This is a genomic window from Nocardioides sp. Root1257, from assembly GCF_001425175.1.
In the GTDB taxonomy this organism is placed as follows: domain Bacteria; phylum Actinomycetota; class Actinomycetes; order Propionibacteriales; family Nocardioidaceae; genus Nocardioides.
The window spans coordinates 1-18,188 of record NZ_LMDV01000003.1; the positions used below are offsets into that span (position 1 = coordinate 1).

The 18,188-nt window shown below is 72.3% G+C and carries 22 protein-coding genes and 1 tRNA gene; 19 read left to right on the forward strand and 4 right to left on the reverse strand.

All coding sequences use genetic code 11. The annotated features are described in order from the left end of the window. Nucleotides 1–94 precede the first annotated feature (94 nt). Entirely contained in the window at nucleotides 95–1,216 is a 1,122-nt protein-coding gene (locus ASC77_RS07055; protein ID WP_235547530.1) for a glycerophosphodiester phosphodiesterase, read from the reverse strand. Nucleotides 1,217–1,291: 75 nt separating this feature from the next. Next, entirely contained in the window at nucleotides 1,292–2,635 is a 1,344-nt protein-coding gene (locus tag ASC77_RS07060) for a glycosyl hydrolase (protein WP_156390976.1), read from the reverse strand. A gap of 87 nt (nucleotides 2,636–2,722) precedes the next feature. On the opposite strand from ASC77_RS07060, the gene ASC77_RS07065 reads away from it, so the two are divergent. From ASC77_RS07065 to ASC77_RS07095, 7 genes are all read left to right on the forward strand, one after another. Further along, a complete protein-coding gene (locus tag ASC77_RS07065) occupies nucleotides 2,723–3,838 on the forward strand; it encodes a hypothetical protein (RefSeq protein ID WP_056150486.1) in 1,116 nt (371 codons plus the stop codon). A 20-nt stretch (nucleotides 3,839–3,858) separates the two neighbouring features. After that, nucleotides 3,859–4,146, forward strand: a complete 288-nt coding sequence (locus ASC77_RS07070; protein ID WP_056150488.1) for a GNAT family N-acetyltransferase — start codon at nucleotides 3,859–3,861, stop codon at nucleotides 4,144–4,146. Between the two features lie 167 nt (nucleotides 4,147–4,313). Continuing rightward, a complete protein-coding gene (locus ASC77_RS07075) occupies nucleotides 4,314–5,312 on the forward strand; it encodes a ParA family protein (RefSeq protein WP_082574553.1) in 999 nt (332 codons plus the stop codon). Continuing rightward, nucleotides 5,297–5,650 carry a hypothetical protein gene (locus tag ASC77_RS07080; RefSeq protein WP_056150492.1) on the forward strand — a complete coding sequence of 118 codons (354 nt, stop codon included), beginning with the start codon at nucleotides 5,297–5,299 and terminating at the stop codon, nucleotides 5,648–5,650. The genes ASC77_RS07075 and ASC77_RS07080 overlap by 16 nt, the downstream gene beginning before the upstream one ends. Then, a complete protein-coding gene (locus ASC77_RS07085; protein ID WP_056150494.1) occupies nucleotides 5,647–6,546 on the forward strand; it encodes a segregation and condensation protein A in 900 nt (299 codons plus the stop codon). Before ASC77_RS07080 ends, ASC77_RS07085 begins: the two co-directional genes overlap by 4 nt. Then, a complete protein-coding gene (gene scpB / locus ASC77_RS07090; protein ID WP_056150496.1) occupies nucleotides 6,539–7,249 on the forward strand; it encodes an SMC-Scp complex subunit ScpB in 711 nt (236 codons plus the stop codon). Before ASC77_RS07085 ends, scpB begins: the two co-directional genes overlap by 8 nt. Beyond that, a complete protein-coding gene (locus ASC77_RS07095; RefSeq protein ID WP_056150498.1) occupies nucleotides 7,246–8,007 on the forward strand; it encodes a pseudouridine synthase in 762 nt (253 codons plus the stop codon). Before scpB ends, ASC77_RS07095 begins: the two co-directional genes overlap by 4 nt. Here ASC77_RS07095 and ASC77_RS07100 read toward each other — a convergent pair. Further along, nucleotides 8,004–8,366 carry an STAS domain-containing protein gene (locus ASC77_RS07100; RefSeq protein WP_056150500.1) on the reverse strand — a complete coding sequence of 121 codons (363 nt, stop codon included), beginning with the start codon at nucleotides 8,364–8,366 and terminating at the stop codon, nucleotides 8,004–8,006. The two genes, ASC77_RS07095 and ASC77_RS07100, sit on opposite strands and share 4 nt — an antisense overlap. A gap of 71 nt (nucleotides 8,367–8,437) precedes the next feature. Between ASC77_RS07100 and ASC77_RS07105 the strand changes: the two genes are divergently transcribed. From ASC77_RS07105 to ASC77_RS07145, 9 genes are read left to right on the forward strand one after another with little or no spacing between them, the layout of a single operon-like run. Next, nucleotides 8,438–9,232: a helix-turn-helix domain-containing protein gene (locus ASC77_RS07105; RefSeq protein WP_056150502.1), complete on the forward strand. Its 795-nt coding sequence runs from the start codon at nucleotides 8,438–8,440 to the stop codon at nucleotides 9,230–9,232. A 4-nt stretch (nucleotides 9,233–9,236) separates the two neighbouring features. Further along, nucleotides 9,237–9,632 carry a VOC family protein gene (locus tag ASC77_RS07110; protein WP_056150504.1) on the forward strand — a complete coding sequence of 132 codons (396 nt, stop codon included), beginning with the start codon at nucleotides 9,237–9,239 and terminating at the stop codon, nucleotides 9,630–9,632. Between the two features lie 52 nt (nucleotides 9,633–9,684). Further along, the gene (gene aroH / locus ASC77_RS07115) at nucleotides 9,685–10,068 is read left to right on the forward strand and encodes a chorismate mutase (RefSeq protein ID WP_056150506.1); all 384 of its coding nucleotides are present in this window, start codon (nucleotides 9,685–9,687) and stop codon (nucleotides 10,066–10,068) included. Continuing rightward, nucleotides 10,061–11,122, forward strand: coding sequence for a prephenate dehydrogenase (locus tag ASC77_RS07120; protein ID WP_056150508.1), 1,062 nt, complete (start codon nucleotides 10,061–10,063; stop codon nucleotides 11,120–11,122). The genes aroH and ASC77_RS07120 overlap by 8 nt, the downstream gene beginning before the upstream one ends. 56 nt (nucleotides 11,123–11,178) lie before the next feature. Then, nucleotides 11,179–11,835 carry a (d)CMP kinase gene (cmk, locus tag ASC77_RS07125; RefSeq protein WP_235547532.1) on the forward strand — a complete coding sequence of 219 codons (657 nt, stop codon included), beginning with the start codon at nucleotides 11,179–11,181 and terminating at the stop codon, nucleotides 11,833–11,835. After that, on the forward strand, nucleotides 11,832–12,587 hold the full coding sequence (locus ASC77_RS07130; protein WP_056150512.1) for a lysophospholipid acyltransferase family protein: 756 nt from the start codon (nucleotides 11,832–11,834) through the stop codon (nucleotides 12,585–12,587). Before cmk ends, ASC77_RS07130 begins: the two co-directional genes overlap by 4 nt. After that, a complete protein-coding gene (gene der, locus ASC77_RS07135) occupies nucleotides 12,584–13,957 on the forward strand; it encodes a ribosome biogenesis GTPase Der (protein WP_056150513.1) in 1,374 nt (457 codons plus the stop codon). Before ASC77_RS07130 ends, der begins: the two co-directional genes overlap by 4 nt. 21 nt (nucleotides 13,958–13,978) lie before the next feature. Further along, nucleotides 13,979–14,944, forward strand: a complete 966-nt coding sequence (locus tag ASC77_RS07140; protein ID WP_156390977.1) for a hypothetical protein — start codon at nucleotides 13,979–13,981, stop codon at nucleotides 14,942–14,944. A gap of 39 nt (nucleotides 14,945–14,983) precedes the next feature. Beyond that, the gene (locus ASC77_RS07145; RefSeq protein ID WP_056150517.1) at nucleotides 14,984–15,514 is read left to right on the forward strand and encodes a DinB family protein; all 531 of its coding nucleotides are present in this window, start codon (nucleotides 14,984–14,986) and stop codon (nucleotides 15,512–15,514) included. 13 nt (nucleotides 15,515–15,527) lie between these two features. On the opposite strand, the gene ASC77_RS27145 is transcribed toward ASC77_RS07145, so the two are convergent. Continuing rightward, nucleotides 15,528–16,277: a hypothetical protein gene (locus ASC77_RS27145; protein ID WP_056150518.1), complete on the reverse strand. Its 750-nt coding sequence runs from the start codon at nucleotides 16,275–16,277 to the stop codon at nucleotides 15,528–15,530. A 191-nt stretch (nucleotides 16,278–16,468) separates the two neighbouring features. Here ASC77_RS27145 and ASC77_RS07155 point away from each other — a divergent pair. The 3 genes from ASC77_RS07155 (at nucleotide 16,469) to ASC77_RS07165 (ending at nucleotide 18,182) form a co-directional block, all read left to right on the forward strand. Then, nucleotides 16,469–16,542: transfer RNA gene (locus ASC77_RS07155), tRNA-Pro, on the forward strand. A gap of 218 nt (nucleotides 16,543–16,760) precedes the next feature. Further along, a complete protein-coding gene (locus ASC77_RS07160) occupies nucleotides 16,761–16,991 on the forward strand; it encodes a helix-turn-helix transcriptional regulator (RefSeq protein ID WP_056150520.1) in 231 nt (76 codons plus the stop codon). Nucleotides 16,992–16,997: 6 nt separating this feature from the next. Next, nucleotides 16,998–18,182, forward strand: a complete 1,185-nt coding sequence (locus ASC77_RS07165) for a tyrosine-type recombinase/integrase (protein WP_056150523.1) — start codon at nucleotides 16,998–17,000, stop codon at nucleotides 18,180–18,182. Nucleotides 18,183–18,188 lie beyond the last annotated feature (6 nt).

Here is an 18,188-nt window from a genome sequence, read left to right on the forward strand (position 1 = left end):
AGCGGTTCCTAGACAGCTCCACTCCACACCGGGAGGCCTTCACCCATCTACAGCTACGCCGTACCCAATCGCACAACGTGCCTGGGCATCACAGCTAGCTGCGCTCGTCGAGCCAGTCGTCGCGGGCGGCGACGGCGGCGTCCGGGTAGTCGGCGAACAGCCCGTCGACGCCGGCGTCGAGGAACGCCGTGATCTCCGCGTGGATGTCGCCGTCGGCATTCGGGTCGGTGCCGACGCGGAAGTTGGTGGCCATGAACTGGTTCTCGTTGCGCAGCGTGAACACGACGACCTTCAGGCCGACCCGGTGCGCGTCGTCGACGAGGTCGCTCGGCTCCCCGGTCGCTCCCGTCACCGGGTCACGGGGGAGCACCAGGTCCTTGTTGGGTCCGACCCAGTCGGCGTACCGCGAGATGGTCCGCAGGCCGCTCGGCGTCACCATCGCGGCGTACGTCGTGCCCGGCTGGTCGAACGGGCCGCCGGCGGCGTCGACGAGCTGCTCGAGCGGGAGATCTGTCTGCCGGTCGAGCTGGCGCAGGTTGCCGACCTCGAAGGACTGGATGACGACCTTGTCGCGCTTCGAGTCGAGCCCGAACCGGTCGAGGGTGCGCAGCATCGGCTCCTCCAGGGAGAGGCCGATCGAGTCGAAGTAGGACGGGTGCTTGGTCTCCGGCGCGACACCGATCGTGCGCCCGGTGCGGCGCTCCTCGCGCTGCACGAGGCGGAGCACCTCGGCGAAGGTCGGGACCTCGAAGCGGCCGTCGTACGCGGTGTTCTCCGGCCGCACCTGCGGGAGGCGCTCCTTGGCGCGCAGCGTCTTGAGCTCGGCGAGGGTGAAGTCCTCGGTGAACCAGCCGGTGACCGGCCGGCCGTCGATGACCTTGGTGGCCTTGCGGTCGGCGAACTCGGGGTGGTCGGCCACGTCGGTGGTGCCGCTGATCTCGTTCTCGTGGCGGGCGACCAGGACGCCGTCCTTGGTCGAGACGAGGTCGGGCTCGACGTAGTCGGCGCCGAGCTGGATCGCGAGGCGGTAGGACGCGAGCGTGTGCTCGGGCCGGTAGCCGGAGGCGCCGCGGTGCCCGAAGACCTGGGGGACCGCGTGGTGGCCGTGACCGTGGCCCGGGCCGTGGTGGTGGTCGTGCGCCTGGGCCGGCGCGACGGAGAGCAGGGGCAGGGTGAGGGCGGCGCCGATGGCGCCGAGCATGATCCGAGAAGTCATGCCTCGATCGAAACGGGCCGAGGTGACGTCGGGGCGAGGACGCGGTGAACGGCGCCGGACGGGTCCGGTGCGGCGTCAGCCGACGGAGCAGAACCCGTCGCGGCAGGAGTCGAGCCACGACCGGCCGCGGGTCAGGGACGACAGCTGCTTGACCCCGGTCCCGTCGTCGAACCAGAACATCGACCACAGCGGGGGCTTCGCGAGGCTGCGCGCGGCGCGGGTGACGGCCGCGGGGTCCCAGGTCCGGTCCTGCGTCGCGTAGGGACCGACCTCGGTGAACGCCATCCGGCGGACCTTGGCCGCGACCGCGGCGTACCCCGTCGTGGGCAGCGCCTCACCGGGGCGGCTGTAGCTGTCCATCCCCGCGAGGTCGACGCGGGCCGGCAGCAGTGCGACCGGCGCCGAGGTGTTGGCGCCGGTGTCGGCGTTGAAGCTGTAGGCCCACAGGACGTTGTGCACGCCGTCGACCGCGGCGCGCCGCTGCATGGCTGCCCAGAGGCCGCGGTAGGTCGCCGGATCCGGGTGGCCCCACCAGAACCAGTCGCCGTTGGCCTCGTGCAGCGGCCGGAACACGACGGCGGCGCCGCCCTCGTCCTGGAGCTCCTTGAACAGCTGCATCCCTGCGTCGAAGTCGGCCCAGAACGCCGCGGCCGCCGGCGTGTCCGCCAGGAGCTGGTCCAGGCTCGCCGGCCGGGGATCGTTGTAGGGGCCGCCCGTCCAGGGGTTGTCCGGGTGCCAGGAGACGCTGAGGACGGCGCCCTGCTGGGCGAGCCCGGTGAGGTAGTCGAGCGGCCGGACGGCGAAGCCGTAGCCCTCGCTGTCGGCCAGCTCCTTGAGGTCGAGCCCCACGACGTGCACGGGTCGGGCGCCCAGCCCGGTCAGCGGGGCGGCGTACTCGCTGTTGGAGACGTTGAGCTGCTGGCCGGCTCCCATGGTGGAGGCGGCCTGCCAGCGGTCCAGGCGGGCCGTCAGGCAACGGGCCGCAGCCGTGGCCTGCGCGTCAACGGGTGCGACGCGCGGCGTGCAGCCCGGCTCCGCCATGACGGCGAGGGTAACGGCCCGTGAGGCCGCCCGCAGGGTGGGACGGGCCGAGCCGCGCAGCACCCGGAGCCGCTGCACGCCGGCGGTCGCGGTCGACAGGCGCACGGACACCCGCCCGGTGGCGTCGGTCCGCGGACGAGCCACGGTGACCCACCGACCGGTGGCCCGGCGCTGGACCAGCAGGCGCACGCCCTTCTGTGCCGGGCGGAGCCGGGCCGACAGCGTGGCCGGCTCGCCGACGGCGACGCTCGACGGACCGAGGAGGGCGCTGACGCGCGGGCGGTGCGGGCGCGCGTCGACAGGGGTCGCCCCGGACGCGATCAGACCCGCCGTGAGCAACCCCGATAGCACGAGCCGAACGGCCCCCCACCGTTGCACCCCGCAAGTCTAGGTGGCGGAGCGTTCGGAGGCGCGCGTTCGCGCAACTGGCAGCGACGCCTGCCGATCGGTGGCAGCGTGACCCTCATGTTCTCTGTCCGGCGCGCCCTCGTCGCCGTGGCCGCCCTGGCCCCCGTCGTGACCCTCCTCGGACCCGGCACGGCCGCGCCCAGCGCCGCGCCCGACCCCGCGTCGACGTCCAGCCACGACGCCGTACGGCTGCGCCAGGCGTCGCCGATCGTGATCAGCGCACCGCGGACCGCTCGGACGGGCACCGCGATCCGCTTCGCCGGTGACGTCGCCGTCGTCGCGAGGAAGCCGCGGCCGGTGCAGCTCGCCGAGAAGCGGGACGGCCGGTGGAAGGTCGTCGCGCGGACCCGTTCGGCCCGCACCGGCACCTTCGCGTTCCGGGTGGCGGCGGGCCGCACCGTGGGCACGCGCGTCTTCCGCGCCCAGGCGCCGGCGGTGCGGGGTGCTCGGAGCCTCGTCACCGGCGCCCTGAAGGTGAAGGTCACCACGAGCTCGGGCGGCACGGGGACGACCGTCCCGGGCACGGGCGACTACGACGCCGCCGAGGCGCTGCCGGCCGGGTACGACGCCGCCGGGTCGAAGAACGACTGGTCCTACCTGTTCGACCACAGCAGCGTCCGGTGGGCACCCTGCACCGTGATCCGCTGGCGCTACAACGCCGCCGGGGAGGCGTACGACGCGCGCGCGGACGTGACGCGGGCGATCGCCAAGATCTCCGGGGTCTCCGGGCTCAAGTTCAAGTACGTCGGCACCAGCACCTTCAGCTACCGGGGAGACGGCAAGCCCTTCCCGAGCGACGCCGACCTCTTCGTGTCCTGGGCCAGCGCGGCTGAGTACGGCGACCTGGCCGGCTCCACTGTCGGGGTCGGTGGCGGCTCGGCCACCAGCCAGGGTGCAGCCGCGCTCGGGGTCGAGTGGCGGATGATCGACGGCTACCTGACGCTCGACAAGGGCGCCTCCCAGGTGGCGCCCGGCTTCGACGGCTCCGGCTGGGGCCAGATCATGATGCACGAGACGCTGCACGCGATGGGCCTGGGCCACGCTGCTCCGGACCCGGGCAGCCGTGAGGTGATGGCGCCGGTCGCGACCTCGGCCAACTACCAGTTCGGCGCGGGCGACATCACCGGGATGCACCAGGTGGGCGAGCGTCCGGGTGACGCCTGCGGGTGGTGACCGGACCGTAGGCTGGCCGCATGGCCGACGTCGAGACCTCCCACAACCCCGCCGAGCACCGCTACGAGGCGCACCTGGACGGTGAGCTCGCGGGCTTCGCGGCCTACGACCTGACGGACCGCGTGATCGTCTTCACGCACACCGAGGTGGAGCCGAAGTTCGAGGGCCACGGCGTCGGCTCGGCCCTCGCTCGCTTCGCGCTCGACGACGTGCGCGCGACCGGCACCCGCCGGGTGCTGGCCCTGTGCCCCTTCATCAAGGGCTGGATCGAGAAGCACCCCGAGTACGAGGATCTCCTCCACAGGTAAGTGCACAGGCGACCCCTGCCCTGTGCACGCACGCGGGCCCGAGTGCACAGATTTCCCAGTCTGCTTGGGGGTTTCCGCCCCGCTGTTGTCGCTGTCGGAGGGCGGTCCTAGGCTCGCCGGAAGTCGACCACAAGTCGCCGTGTCGACAAGTCGGGGAGGAGCGTCGGATGAGCTCAGGTGGCACCAGCGGATCGTCAGCGGCCAGCGAGATGCCACCTCAGGTCCACACGCCCCATCCCCCCGACAGCCTGCCTTCCCCCGATCCGCGAGATGAGCTGCCCGTGTCCGACCCCCTGCCCTTCGAGCGGCCGCAGGAAGCCGAGCGCAAGCTCGGTCCCACCGGCCGTCCGATGCCCGACCTCCCCGAGCCCGGACCGGTGGCCACGCACGGCCGCGCCCGCGTGGTGTCGATGTGCAACCAGAAGGGGGGCGTCGGCAAGACCACGACGACGATCAACCTCGGAGCCTCGCTCGCGGAGTACGGCCGCAAGGTGCTGCTGGTGGACTTCGACCCGCAGGGCTCGCTCTCGGTCGGCCTCGGCCTCAACCCGCACGAGATGGACCTCAGCATCTACAACCTGCTGATGGACCGCGACGTCACCCTCGACGAGGTCGTCGTGAAGACCGGCGTCGACGGGATGGACCTGCTCCCGTCCAACATCGACCTCTCCGCCGCCGAGGTGCAGCTCGTGCACGAGGTGGCCCGGGAGCAGACCCTCCAGCGCGTGCTCGAGCCCGCGCTCGCGGAGTACGACGTCATCCTCATCGACTGCCAGCCCTCGCTCGGCCTGCTGACGGTCAACGCGCTCACCGCGTCCGACGGCGTCATCGTGCCGCTGGAGTGCGAGTACTTCGCGCTGCGCGGCGTGGCCCTCCTCAAGACGACCATCGACAAGGTGCGCGAGCGGCTCAACCCCAAGCTCGAGATCTACGGCGTGCTCGGCACGATGTACGACGGCCGCACCCTGCACAGCCGCGAGGTCATGGAGCGGCTCGTCCAGGCGTGGGGCGACACCGTCTTCCACACCGTCATCCGGCGCACCGTGAAGTTCTCCGACGCGACCGTGGCCGGCGAGCCGATCACGGCGTACGCCTCCAGCTCCGCCGGTGCTGACTCCTACCGTCAGCTGGCCAAGGAGGTGCTGGCTCGTTGGCCCGACGAGTGAGCCTGCCCGCAGCCGACGACCTGTTCCGCCGTACGGCCCAGGCTGCCGACGAGCCGGCGGCCCCGGCGGCCCCGGTGGCCGCGGTTGCCCCGGAGCCCGAGGAGGCCGCGGCGCCCAAGAAGCCCAGCGGTCGGGTGCGGCACGACGAGAAGATGACCGTCTACGTGACCTCGGACGAGCTGCTCGACATCGAGCACGCCCGGCTCGGCCTGCGCCGCTCGCACGGCCTGGCCGTCGACCGCGGCCGCCTCGTGCGCGAGGCGATCGCGATGGTGCTCGCCGACTTCGAGGCCAACGGTGACGACAGTGCCCTGGTCCGACGATTGACCGAGGAATGACCGCCGACATCCAGGAGCCCGGCGCCACCGTCGTGGCGGGGGAGGCCACGCCGGTCTCCGCCCCCGAGTTCGCCCTGCACCTGGACAACTTCGAGGGTCCGTTCGACCTCCTGCTCAACCTGATCGCGAAGCACAAGCTCGACATCACCGAGGTCGCGCTGTCGAAGGTGACCGACGAGTTCATCGCGCACGTGAAGGCCGGGGGACCGGTGTGGGACCTCGAGCAGACCACGTCGTTCCTGCTGGTCGCCTCGACCCTGCTGGACCTCAAGGCGGCGCGGCTGCTGCCGTCGGGCGACGTCGAGGACGAGGAGGACCTCGCGCTGCTCGAGGCGCGCGACCTGCTCTTCGCGCGGCTGATGCAGTACAAGGCGTTCAAGCAGGTCGCGGCGGTGCTCGAGCAGCGCCTCGCGGCCGAGTCCAAGCGGCACCCGCGTGCGGTCGGCCTCGAGGAGAGGTACGCCGGGCTGCTGCCCGAGGTGCTGATCGGCATCGGGCTCGACCAGTTCGCGCAGCTCGCCGCGAAGGCCCTCGAGCCCAAGCCGGTGCTCGAGCTGTCGCTGCACCACATCCACGCGGCCAAGGTGAGCGTGCGCGAGCAGGCGGCCCTGGTCGTCGAGCGCCTGCGCCGCAGCGGGTCCATGACGTTCCGGGCCCTGTGCGGCGACTCGCCCGACCGGCTGACCACGGTCGCCCGCTTCCTCTCCCTGCTGGAGCTCTTCCGCGAGGGCGCGGTCGGCTTCGACCAGGTGACCCCGCTCGGCGAGCTCACCGTACGGTGGACCGGGGACGACGACACCGACGTCGACGAGCTGGTCACCGACGAGTTCGAAGGGGCCCCGCCCGAAGTGGCCGACGTACGCGCAGTGCCGGAGCAGGAGAACGAGCATGACTGAGTCGCAGGTGACGACCGAGGCCGACGAGACGATCGCGGTGCCGCTGGCGGCGCTCCGGCCCTCGCTGGAGGCGCTGCTGATGGTGGCCGACCAGCCGATGGAGACGGTCAGCCTGGCGTCGGCCGTCGGCTACCCGGTCGCCGAGGTCACCGCGGCCCTGGACGCGCTGGCGGCGGAGTACGACGAGCAGGTGCGCGGCTTCGAGCTGCGCAACGTGGGTGGGGGCTGGCGCTACTACACGCGCGAGGAGTTCGCCGCGGTGGTGGAGGGCTACATCCTCGACGGGCAGCAGGCGCGGCTGACCCAGGCGGCGCTGGAGACGCTGTCCGTGGTCGCCTACAAGCAGCCGGTCTCCCGGGCGCGGGTCTCGGCGATCCGCGGCGTCAACGTCGACGGCGTGATGCGCACGCTGCTCAACCGGGGGCTCGTCGAGGAGGCGGGCCAGGACCACGAGACCGGCTCGAACCTCTACCGGACGACCGGCTACTTCCTCGAGCGGATCGGCGTCTCGACGCTCGACGAGCTGCCGGAGCTCGCGCCGTACCTGCCCGACATGGCCGACCTCGAGGACGAGCTGGCCGAGATGGTCGCGCCGAGCCCGGTGCTCAGCGAGCCGGCTCCCGAGGAGCCGCACCCGGCGGAGCACCCGTCGCCGCACAGCGGCGACGGCACCGAGCCCGACGGCGGGACCGAGCCCACGTGAGCGACGTCCCGAGCGGCATCGAGACCGACGACGACGGGCTGATCCGGCTGCAGAAGCTGCTGGCGATGTCGAACGTCGCCTCGCGACGCAAGTGCGAGGAGCTGATGCTCGACGGCAAGGTCGAGGTCGACGGTGAGATCGTCACCCGGCTCGGCACCAAGGTCGACCCGCGCACGGCGGTGATACGCGTCGACGGCAAGCGGCTGCCGCCGGTCTCCGAGAAGGTCTACCTGGTGCTCAACAAGCCGCGGGGCGTCGTCTCCACGATGTCCGACCCGGAGGGCCGGCGCTCCCTCGGCGACCTGGTCGCGGACCGGCCCGAGCGGCTCTTCCACGTCGGCCGGCTCGACACCGACACCGCCGGGCTGATCATCCTCACGAACGACGGTGACTTCGCGCAGCGGCTGGCGCACCCGTCGTACGAGGTGGACAAGACGTACGTCGCGGAGGTCGAGGGCGAGATCTACCGGCGCACGCTCAAGCAGCTGCTCGAGGGCGTCACGCTCGACGACGGGCCGGTCACCGTCAGCAAGGCGCGGATCATCGAGGCCGGCAAGGAGAAGTCGATCGTCGAGATCGTCATCCACGAGGGTCGCAACCGGATCGTGCGGCGGCTGATGGACCACATCGGCTACCCGGTGCGCCGGCTGACCCGCACCCAGCTCGGCCCGGTCGTGCTGCGGGGGCTGCTGTCGGGGGAGATGCGGGACCTCACCCTCGACGAGCTCGGCGTGCTGCTGGACAGCACCCAGCTCTAGTCCCGCTCGACCCCGAGCGCGTCCTCGAGGGTCGGACGGATGTCGAAGACCCGGTCGAGGGCCGTGGCGGCGAACACCCGGCTCGCGGCCTCGCTGGGCACCACGACCAGCGAGCCCTTCAGCACCCGGGCCCGCTTGTGCGCACCGATCAGCGCGCCCAGGCCGAGCGAGTCGATGAAGGTGACCTCGCTCAGGTCGATGACGAGGCGCGACGGGCCGTCGACCTGGAGCCGGCTGACGCGGTCGCGGAGCTCCGGCACCGTGGCCAGGTCGATCTCGCCCGAGCAGCGGACCACCCGGATCTGACCGACCAGCTCGTCGCTGACGGCGAGGATCGGGGTGTCGTCGATGGTGGTCACGCCCTGATGTCTACAGGATCGGTGTCGTTTCCGGCTCACCCTTGGGGACATCTCGCCGTACCGTGGGTCACATGGCCCCGGTCGCTCCCGCGCTGGCGCCGTACGTCTCCGCGCTGACGGCGTACGACGTCGACCTGGGCGCGCCCGGCGTGCACCGAGGGCTGCCGTCGACGACCCTCACGTTCGTCCTCCCCGTCGGCGAGGCGCTCGACGTGGGCTGGCGCGGGGTGCCGACCAGCCGGGCCGCGCGCTGGTCGACCGTCTCCGGGCTGCACGCCCGGCCCGCCGAGATCCACCACGACGGCCACCAGTGCGGCGTGCAGCTGGCGCTCACACCGGCGGGTGCGCGGGCTCTCTTCGGCCTGCCGGCCGCCGAGCTGTCCGGGGAGATGCTCGAGCTCGACGACGTGGCGCCCCGGCTGCGGCACCTGCCCGAGCGCCTGGCCGAGTGCCCGGCGGACCAGCGCTCGGCCCTCGTCCAGCGGGTCCTGGTCGCCGAGCTCGCGCGGCGCGGAGCGCCAGCCGCCCGGGCCGAGGTCGGCCGGGCGCTGGCGGGCCTGACACGCGGCGCATCCGTGCAGGACGTCGCCGACGAGGTCGGCTTCAGTCGCCGGCACCTCGCGACGCTCGTACGACGCGAGTGCGGTCTCACGCCGCAGGAGGTCCGCCGGGTCGGTCGGTTCGAGCGCTCCCGGGGCCAGCTCGGGCGACGCCCGCTGGCGTCGGTGGCGCATGACTGCGGGTACGCCGACCAGGCACACCTCACCCGCGAGTGGGTCGACCTGGCCGGGTGTCCGCCGACGACCTGGCTGCGCGAGGAGTTCCCGTTCCTTCAAGACCTGGACCGCGCCGAGCCCGGACGATGAGGTCATGAGCAACGCAGCAGACATCCGCCTCTGGCACACCATGTCCTTCCGCGACGCGGACCGGATGATCGCGTGGTTGAGCGCGATCGGCTTCGTGGAGCACGCGACCTACCGCGACGAGACGGACCCGAGCGTCGTGATGCACGCCGAGTGGCTCTGGCCGGACGGGGGAGGCGGCGTGATGTTCGGCAGCGAGCGCCCCGACGGCGCGGTCGGCAACGCGGGCGGCTCCGCGGCGTACCTCGTCATGGACGACCCGGACGCCGTCTTCGACCGCGCCGTCGCGGCGGGGGCGACCGTCGTGCGGGAGATGGTCGACCAGGACTACGGGGGCCGGGGCGGCAGCGTCGAGGATCCAGAAGGCAACCACTGGTCCTTCGGGAGCTACCAACCGAGCTAGCCACCGTGAGACCGGGCGCAGTCACCCCCTCGCCGATCGCTAACCTCTTCGGGTGGCAGTCAGGGCAGTGCGAGGAGCGACCCAGCTCGACGAGGACGTGCGTGACCACATGCTGGAGCGTGTGGCGGAGATGGTCACCGACGTCATGGAGTCCAACGGCCTCGAGGTCGACGACTTCATCTCGGTGATCTTCACCGCGACGTCCGACCTGCACTCGGAGTTCCCGGCGTACGCCGCCCGCAGGCTCGGCTTCGGCGACGTGCCGCTGATCTGCGCGCGCGAGCTCGAGATCGAGGGCTCGATGCCGCGCGTCGTGCGGATGATGGCGCACGTCGAGACCGACCTGCCGAAGTCGGACATCACCCACGTCTACCTCCACGGTGCTGCTGCGCTGCGGCGTGACCTGACCCGGGTCCGCGCGGTGCCGGATGAGTGAGCTGGTCGGCCCCGTCGAGGTCGTCGGCGTCGGGCTGCTGGGCACCTCGGTCGCCCTCGCCTGCCGGCGGGCCGGGCTCGACGTGCTGCTGACCGACGTCTCCGCCGACCACGTGCGCACCGCGTCGGCGCTCGGCGCCGGTCGGCCCCGGGCCGAGGGGGACCGCCCCCAGCTCGTGGTCGTGGCCGTGCCGCCGGACCACCTCGGTGCGGCGATCGCGGCGGCGCTCCGCGACACCGACGCCATCGTGACCGACGTCGGCAGCGTCAAGACCGGCCCGCTCGCGGCGGTGGCGGGGGAGCCCGGCGTACGGCGCTACGTCGGCGGGCACCCGATGGCCGGCAGCGAGCGCTCGGGTCCCCTGGCCGCGACAGCGGACCTGTTCGAGGGCCGCCCGTGGGCGGTCGCGCCCCACCCCGACGCCGACCCGGACGGTGTCGCGCTCGTCGAGCAGCTCGCCCAGCTGTGCGCTGCAGTCGTGGTGCGGCTCAGCCCGGAGGACCACGACCGCGCCGTCGCCCGTACGTCGCACGTGCCGCACCTGCTGGCCTCGCTGGTCGCCGGGCGGCTCGTGGACGCGCCGGCTGACTACCTGAAGCTCTCCGGCCAGGGCGTGCGCGACGTCACCCGCATCGCCGCCGGGAGCCCCGAGCTCTACGGCCAGATCGTCGCGGCCAACTCGGCGGCGGTCGTCGAGCTGCTCGCCGAGGTGCGGACCGGCCTCGACGCCATGATCAGCGCCCTCGCCGACGCCGACCGTGCCCGGCTCTGGGAGCTGCTGGAGCGCGGCGTCGACGGCACCCGGGCGATCCCCGGCAAGCACGGCGGACCGGTGCGGCCGACCGCCTCGGTCTTCGTCTCCGTCCCCGACGAGCCGGGTGTGCTCGCCCGCCTGTTCCTCGCCGCGGGGGAGATCGAGGTCAACGTCGAGGACGTCCGGATCGACCACGATCTGGGCCGCCAGGTCGGTGTCGTCGAGCTCATCGTGGACGAGACCCGCGCGGAGCACCTGCTCGCGTCGCTCGAATCCCGCGGTTGGGTGACACACCGGTAGGCTGCGGCCCCGTGAACAGCTCTGCGCGCTCGGTTGCCCCTGGTCTCGTTGTCGCCGTGGACGGCACCTCCGGATCGGGCAAGTCGAGCACGTCGCGCGGCGTCGCCGACCGGCTCGGGATGCGCTACCTCGACACGGGCGCGATGTTCCGGGCCATGACCTGGTGGCTGCTGCGCGAGGGCATCGACGTGCACGACGTCGCAGCGGTCGCGGCTCGGTGCGGTGAGCCCCAGATCGTCTCCGGCACCGACCCGCTGGCGCCGACGATCACCGTCGACGGCGTCGACGTCGCGACCGCGATCCGCAGCGACGAGGTCAACGCGGCGGTCTCGCCGGTCAGCGCCGTCCCCGAGGTCCGCACCCGGCTCCTGGAGCTGCAGCGGGCCGTGATCGCGGCCGAGTCCGTCGAGAGCGGCATCGTCGTCGAGGGTCGCGACATCGGCTCGGTCGTCGCGCCGGACGCGCCCGTGAAGCTCTACATCAGCGCCGACCCCGCGGCCCGGGCCTCCCGCCGGGCCGCCGAGCAGGGTGGCGCGGACGTCGCCGCCACCCAGGAGTCCCTGCTCGCGCGCGACAAGATCGACTCCGGCCGGGCGACGGCACCCCTGACGATGGCCGACGGTGCGGTGCACATCGACACCACGCCGTACACGCTCGACGAGGTCATCGGGCTGGTCGTGGCGCTGGTCGAGGACGTGGGAGCGCACCCGTGACCGACCCCCACCTCGAGCGGCCTCGCAGCGACCGGGTCAAGCGCGCACCGCGCTTCCTGCTCCACACGCTGCGACCGCTCGCGCGCTGGGTCATCCGCCGGCGCTACGACGTCCAGGTGCACGGCGCCGCCCACGTGCCGGCCACCGGGCCGGTGATCTTCGCCTCCAACCACGTCGGCGTCATCGACGGTCCGCTGCTCGCGATCTTCGCGCCGCGGCCGGCGCACGTGCTGACCAAGGTCGAGATGTTCCGCGGCTTCCTGGGCCGGTTCCTGTGGGCCTCCGGCCAGGTCCCGCTGGACCGCTTCCACACGGATCCCCGCGCGGTGAAGACCTGCCTCAAGGCGCTGCGCGACGGCCGGGTCGTCGGCATCTACCCGGAGGGGAGCCGCGGGGCGGGGGACCTGGAGCGGTTCCACCGCGGCGCGGCCTACCTGGCGCTGGTCTCGGGTGCACCCGTCGTCCCCGTGACGACGCTCGGGAGCCGCGAGCCCGGCGGCACCAGCGGCTCGCTGCCGAAGCGCGGCGCCGTCGTCGACATGGTCTTCGGCGAGGCCTACCGGATCGACGCCGAGCCCTGGCCCCGGACGCGGGAACAAGTGGAGAAGGCCTCGTTGTTGCTCCGAGAGCACATGCTGGTCCAGCTGGACCGGGCGCGCGCGTCGACCGGCCGGGAGCTCCCGGGTCCGCTGCCGCCCACCGACGTAGATCCAGACCCCGACACCGGGGTCACCGATGAAGGAGCACCATGACCGAGCACGACCCTGCCCCCCTCGATGCAGCGGAGGGCGTGGCTGAGGACACCGGGCCGGTCCCGATCCTCGCCGTCGTCGGTCGCCCCAACGTCGGCAAGTCCACCCTCGTCAACCGGATCATCGGCCGCCGCGAGGCCGTGGTCGAGGACGTCCCCGGCGTGACCCGGGACCGGGTGTCCTACGACGCCAACTGGAACGGCCGCGCCTTCACGGTCGTCGACACCGGCGGCTGGGACCCGGACGCCCGCGGCCTCGCCGCGTCGATCGCCGCGCAGGCCGAGATCGCCGTACGCCTGGCGGACGCCGTGCTGTTCGTCGTCGACGCCACGGTCGGGATCACCGACCACGACGAGGCCGTCGTACGGATCCTGCGGGCGTCCGGCAAGCCGGTCGTGCTCGCGGCCAACAAGGTCGACGACCAGCGCACCGAGGCCGAGACCTACGGGCTGTGGAACCTCGGGCTCGGCGAGCCGTTCCCCGTCTCGGCGCTGCACGGCCGCGGCTCCGGCGACATGCTCGACGCGATCCTCGCCGCCCTGCCCGAGCCCCCGCCCGAGCGGCTGGGCGAGGCCGGCGGCCCGCGCCGCGTCGCGATCGTCGGCAAGCCCAACGTCGGCAAGTCCTCGCTGCTCAACCAGTTGGCGGGGGAGCAGCGCGTCGTCGTCGACAACGTCGCGGGCACCACCGTGGACCCGGTCGACGAGCTGATCGAGCTCGGCGGCGAGGTCTGGCGCTTCATCGACACCGCCGGCCTGCGCAAGCGGGTCAAGGAGGCGTCGGGTCACGAGTACTACGCGTCCCTGCGCACGTCGACGGCCATCGACCGCGCCGAGGTCGCCGTGCTGGTGCTGGACGCCGAGCAGTCGATCTCCGAGCAGGACGTGCGCATCCTCCAGACCGTCCGCGAGGCCGGCCGCGCGCTGGTGATCGCGTTCAACAAGTGGGACCTCGTCGACGACGAGCGCCGCTACTACCTGGAGCGCGAGATCGAGCGCGAGCTCGTCCAGGTGCAGTGGGCGCCGCGGATCAACTTCACGGCACGCACCGGCTGGCACATCGACCGGCTGGTACCCGCGCTGGAGAAGGCCCTCGCGGGCTGGGAGACCCGGATCTCGACCGGCGCGCTCAACGGCTTCCTCGGCCGCCTCGTGGCCGAGCACCCGCACCCGGTGCGGAGCGGCAAGCAGCCGCGGATCCTCTTCGGGACCCAGGCCTCGACAGCGCCGCCGACGTTCGTGCTCTTCACGAGCGGCAAGCTGGACGCGTCGTACGAGCGGTTCATCGAGCGGCGGCTCCGCGAGGAGTTCGGCTTCGCCGGGACCCCGATCGTCCTGCAGCAGCGGCCGCGGGAGAAGCGCAAGCGCTGACGAGCGGTTAGCGTCGTGACCATGAAGAGACTCGGTGTCGTGGTCCTGGCCGTTGCTCTGGCGGTGCCCTCCGCAGGTGCGGCGACCGCCCAGCCGGCGCCCGTCGACCGCGCCGTCGGCGGCTGTCGGGTCTTCCCGGCGGACAACTGGTGGAACGCCGACGTCAGCGGCCTGCCCGTGCACGCGCGCAGCCGGCAGTGGCTCTCGCACATGTCCACGGACCGTGACCTGCACCCGGACTTCGGACCGTCGTACGGCGACGGGCCCGACTACGGCATCCCGGTCACGGTCGTGAAGCCGTCGCACCCGAAGGTGCGGGTGCGCTTCGACTACGCCGACGAGAGCAACCGGGTGCGCTACCCGCTGGGCAGGGACACCCGGGTCGAGGGTGGCCGCGGCTCAGACGGCGACAAGCACACCGTCGTGGTCGACCGGGGCGCCTGCAAGCTCTACGAGACCTGGAACACCCGCACCCGCGGCGGACGCTGGGTGGCCGGCTCGGGCGCCGTGTGGTCGTTGCGCTCCAACGCGCTGCGCCCCGACGGCTGGACCTCCGCCGACGCCGCGGGCCTGCCCATCCTCCCGGGCCTGCTGCGCTGGGCCGAGGTGAAGGCGGGCCGGGTCGACCACGCGATCCGGTTCACCACCGACGTCACCAGCAGCCACCACCTGTGGCCGGCCCGCCACGACGCCGGCTCGCGCTCCAGCCAGGCCTTCCCGCCGATGGGCGCGCGCTTCCGGCTCAAGGCCGGCTTCCCGACCGCGGGGCTCTCGCCGGCCACGGTCGCGGTCGTCCGGGCGATGAAGACCTACGGCCTGGTGCTGGCCGACAACGGGTCTCCGTGGTTCTTCCAGGGCGAGCAGAACCGACACTGGCCCGAGCGGCTGATCGAGGAGCTCAAGGGCATCCCGGCGTCGGCCTTCGTCGCGGTCGACACGTCGTCGCTGCGGGTCTCGCCGAACTCGGCCCAGGTCGCCTCCGATTGAGGACAGGACCTGACCTGAACCGTGCCTAGGGTTTCCGGTATGACGACTGAGCGCGACGACCTCCTCGACCTCCTGACCAAGCACCGCGGACTCTTCCGCGTCACCGTGCGCGACCTGACCGACGAGCAGGCGGCGGCGACGCCGACCGCCAGCACGCTCTGCCTCGGCGGGCTCGTGAAGCACGTGACCGCGGTCGAGAAGAGCTGGGCCGACTTCATCGTCGAGGGGCCCGCCGAGCAGCCCGACATCGACTGGGCGAACGTCGACTGGAGCAACCCGCCGGCCGCCGTGCAGGAGTACGCCGACGGCTTCCGGATGCTCGAGGGGGAGACCCTCGCGACCCTGCTCGCGGCGTACGACGAGGTCGCCGAAGCGACCGACGCGCTGCTCGCCAACCCGGACCTGGACCTGGACTCCCGTCAGCCGCTGCCGGCGCAGCCGTGGTTCGAGCCGGGAGCCAGCTGGTCGGCGCGCCGGGTGTTCGCCCACATCGTGGCCGAGACGGCCCAGCACGCCGGCCATGCCGACATCATCCGCGAGACCATCGACGGTCAGAAGTCGATGGGCTGAGGACCCGACGGGGTCAGTCGACCCGGATCGCCGAGACGTGCGAGACGGCCTGGAACTTGCCGCTGTCGGCCGAGCCCTGGTTGTCGGCGTACCCGAACGCGTACACCAGGACCTCGGTCGGAGCGGCGAGCTCGATGACACGCGTCGTCTGACAGCTCGACTCCCGGTCCGCCAGCGGGCTGGTGGAGTCGGTGAAGCAGGTGCCGACGTCGACGCCCCAGTCGGTGCCGTCGTTGATCCGGAGCGCCAGCTGGAGCCGGGTCAGTCCCGACACCGCCGCCGTCGAGTGGAAGAACCCGTCGGCGGTGAGCTGGTAGGTGCCGGCCGGGAGCGTGAACGAGTCGAGCTCGGTCGCGCGCACCGTCGCCGTGAACTTCCCGAACGTGCCGCCGATGTTGGTGACCGTCTTCGCCGTGCTGCTCGCGTCGGCGGCCAGGGCTCCGAGCTTGTCGGAGGCGGCCGGACCGGGCGGGCCCTGGATGCCCTGGATCCCGGGCGTGCCATCGGTGCCGTCGACCCCGTCGGCACCGTCGGCGCCGTCCGCGCCGTCCGAGCCGTCCGAGCCCGCCTGGCCGGCGGGCCCGCGGGGGCCGGCCTGGTTGAGCTTGCGGACGACCGACGGGTTGAGATCGACGGTCTGGATCGTGCCGTTCTTGATCTGGGCGCTGGTGACCAGCTGTGCCCCGACGGCACCTCCGGTCGCCCCTACGACCAGGGCGACGGCGGCGCCGACCCCGATCAGCACCTTGCTGCTGCGATTCATGATGTTGCCTCCCTCTCCCCCAGGGCCAGAAACGTCTCGAACGTATGACCAGACGGCGCCGCATGTGACGGGAATCACATAAGCGACAAGGGTGGTCCGAGACAGGTCCGAAAGCGGCACCCGATGCCGGTCGAACGCCCGGGCTGCGGTAGTGTTCACGCCGGTTCGCTGCTCACGAGGCGGCGACCGTTCGGGCTGTAGCGCAGCTTGGTAGCGCACTTGACTGGGGGTCAAGGGGTCGCAGGTTCAAATCCTGTCAGCCCGACCGATCCGCCCAGAGACCATATGGCCTCTGACCTGCGGAAACAGGCCCGGTGATCTACGGATCGCCGGGCCTGAAAGGTCTCTGGGATTTGAACCGGTGTCCACAAAGTGTCCACTTTCCCCTCCGGACGGGGTCTGGGCGGTCGAATCTCCCCGCTCTCTGCGGGCCGGTGACGGCTGGTTCCGGGGTCGACGGAGCGGCCCGCGCACCTGAGGGTCATGGAGACCTCACTGCGCGCCATCTCGTCCGCGGCTGCCGGCCTGGAGCCGATGCTCAGCATCGACGAACTGAGCGAGTACCTCGACGTCCCGGTGCGGACGCTCTACGACTGGCGGCTGACCGGCCGCGGGCCACGGGCGGTGCACGTCGGCCGCGCGCTGCGCTATCTCGTCTGCGACGTGCGCACCTGGGTCGAGGCGCAGCGCGAGCAGGCACCGGGGGAGCCGTGATCGGACATGGGTAGGCACCGCACCCCCATCGGGACCTTCGGCGAGATCTCGTACGTGCGGGCCGGCAGGAAGGTCCGCGCCCGGACCCGCTACCGCGACGACGACGGCCGGATCCGCCGCGTTCAGGCGAGCGGGACCACCGAGGCGGACGCCACCCGCCGACTCAAGGCGGCGCTCGCGCAGCGGCAGAGCAGGCGCTCGTACGGCGAGCTCTCCCCGGACAGCTCCTTCGCCGCCCTGGTGAAGGTCTGGCTGGAGGACCTCGATCTCGACGGGGAGCTGGCGCGCAGCACCCGGGACCTCTACGAGCGCGACATGCGCACCATCGTCCTACCCGCCTTCGAGCACCTCCTGCTCCGCGAGATCACGGTCGGACGTGTGGACCGGTTCCTGCGCCACCTGGCGGCCAACCGCAGCTACGCGATGGCCAAGCACGCACGCACCGTGCTGAGCCTGTCCCTGGGGCTCGCGGTCCGCTACGACGCGCTGCCACGCAACCCGGTCCGCGAGACCAAACGGCTCCGCAAGCCACCCACGAAGGTCAAGGCGCTCTCGGCGAACGACATCGCCGCGATCCGCGCCGCGGTTCGAGCGTGGCGGCGCGACGACGGGCTGCCCGGGCCGAAGCCGGACGGACAGCTCGAGCAGATCGTCGAGGTGATGCTCGGCAGCTCGGCTCGCATCGGCGAAGTCCTCGCCCTGCGCAAGTGCGACATCGACGTCACCACCAGGCCGGCGCGACTACGGATCTGCGGCACCATCGTCTCCCCCAAGGGCGTCGCGACCTACCGCCAGGAGCACCCCAAGACGTCCTCCTCGGTCCGCACGGTCGCGGTGCCCAGCTTCGCCGCCGAGGCGCTGCGGCACCGGCTGGTCGCGGTGGCGGGGGAGCCCGACGACGCGCTGCTGTTCGCGAGCCGCAACGGCACCCCATTGACCACCAACAACGTCCGCCGCCGTCTCCGAGCGGCGCTGGCCGACGCCGAGGTCGAGGGCGTGACCCCGCACGCCTTCCGCCGCACCGTCGCGACGGTGCTCAGCCGTGACGGCACCACCGAGCTGGCCGCCGAGATGCTCGGGCACTCCTCAGTCGAGATCACCAAGGCCCACTACATCGAGGTCGACGGGATCGTGGACGCCGCAACCGCGGACCTGCTCGAGTCCCTCGCCCCACCAGCGACCGATGCGTGAGCCGCT

Coding starts and splice junctions, on each gene's coding strand:
- ASC77_RS07110 (WP_056150504.1), top strand. CDS start 9,237: ATGAGCAACGCAGCAGACATCCGCCTCTGGCACACCATGTCCTTCCGC.
- der (WP_056150513.1), top strand. CDS start 12,584: ATGACCGAGCACGACCCTGCCCCCCTCGATGCAGCGGAGGGCGTGGCT.
- ASC77_RS07145 (WP_056150517.1), top strand. CDS start 14,984: ATGACGACTGAGCGCGACGACCTCCTCGACCTCCTGACCAAGCACCGC.
- ASC77_RS07075 (WP_082574553.1), top strand. CDS start 4,314: ATGAGCTCAGGTGGCACCAGCGGATCGTCAGCGGCCAGCGAGATGCCA.
- scpB (WP_056150496.1), top strand. CDS start 6,539: ATGACTGAGTCGCAGGTGACGACCGAGGCCGACGAGACGATCGCGGTG.
- ASC77_RS07165 (WP_056150523.1), top strand. CDS start 16,998: ATGGGTAGGCACCGCACCCCCATCGGGACCTTCGGCGAGATCTCGTAC.
- ASC77_RS07105 (WP_056150502.1), top strand. CDS start 8,438: ATGGCCCCGGTCGCTCCCGCGCTGGCGCCGTACGTCTCCGCGCTGACG.
- ASC77_RS07160 (WP_056150520.1), top strand. CDS start 16,761: ATGGAGACCTCACTGCGCGCCATCTCGTCCGCGGCTGCCGGCCTGGAG.
- ASC77_RS07120 (WP_056150508.1), top strand. CDS start 10,061: ATGAGTGAGCTGGTCGGCCCCGTCGAGGTCGTCGGCGTCGGGCTGCTG.
- ASC77_RS07085 (WP_056150494.1), top strand. CDS start 5,647: ATGACCGCCGACATCCAGGAGCCCGGCGCCACCGTCGTGGCGGGGGAG.
- ASC77_RS07070 (WP_056150488.1), top strand. CDS start 3,859: ATGGCCGACGTCGAGACCTCCCACAACCCCGCCGAGCACCGCTACGAG.
- ASC77_RS07140 (WP_156390977.1), top strand. CDS start 13,979: ATGAAGAGACTCGGTGTCGTGGTCCTGGCCGTTGCTCTGGCGGTGCCC.
- ASC77_RS27145 (WP_056150518.1), bottom strand. CDS start 16,277: ATGAATCGCAGCAGCAAGGTGCTGATCGGGGTCGGCGCCGCCGTCGCC.
- ASC77_RS07065 (WP_056150486.1), top strand. CDS start 2,723: ATGTTCTCTGTCCGGCGCGCCCTCGTCGCCGTGGCCGCCCTGGCCCCC.
- ASC77_RS07055 (WP_235547530.1), bottom strand. CDS start 1,216: ATGACTTCTCGGATCATGCTCGGCGCCATCGGCGCCGCCCTCACCCTG.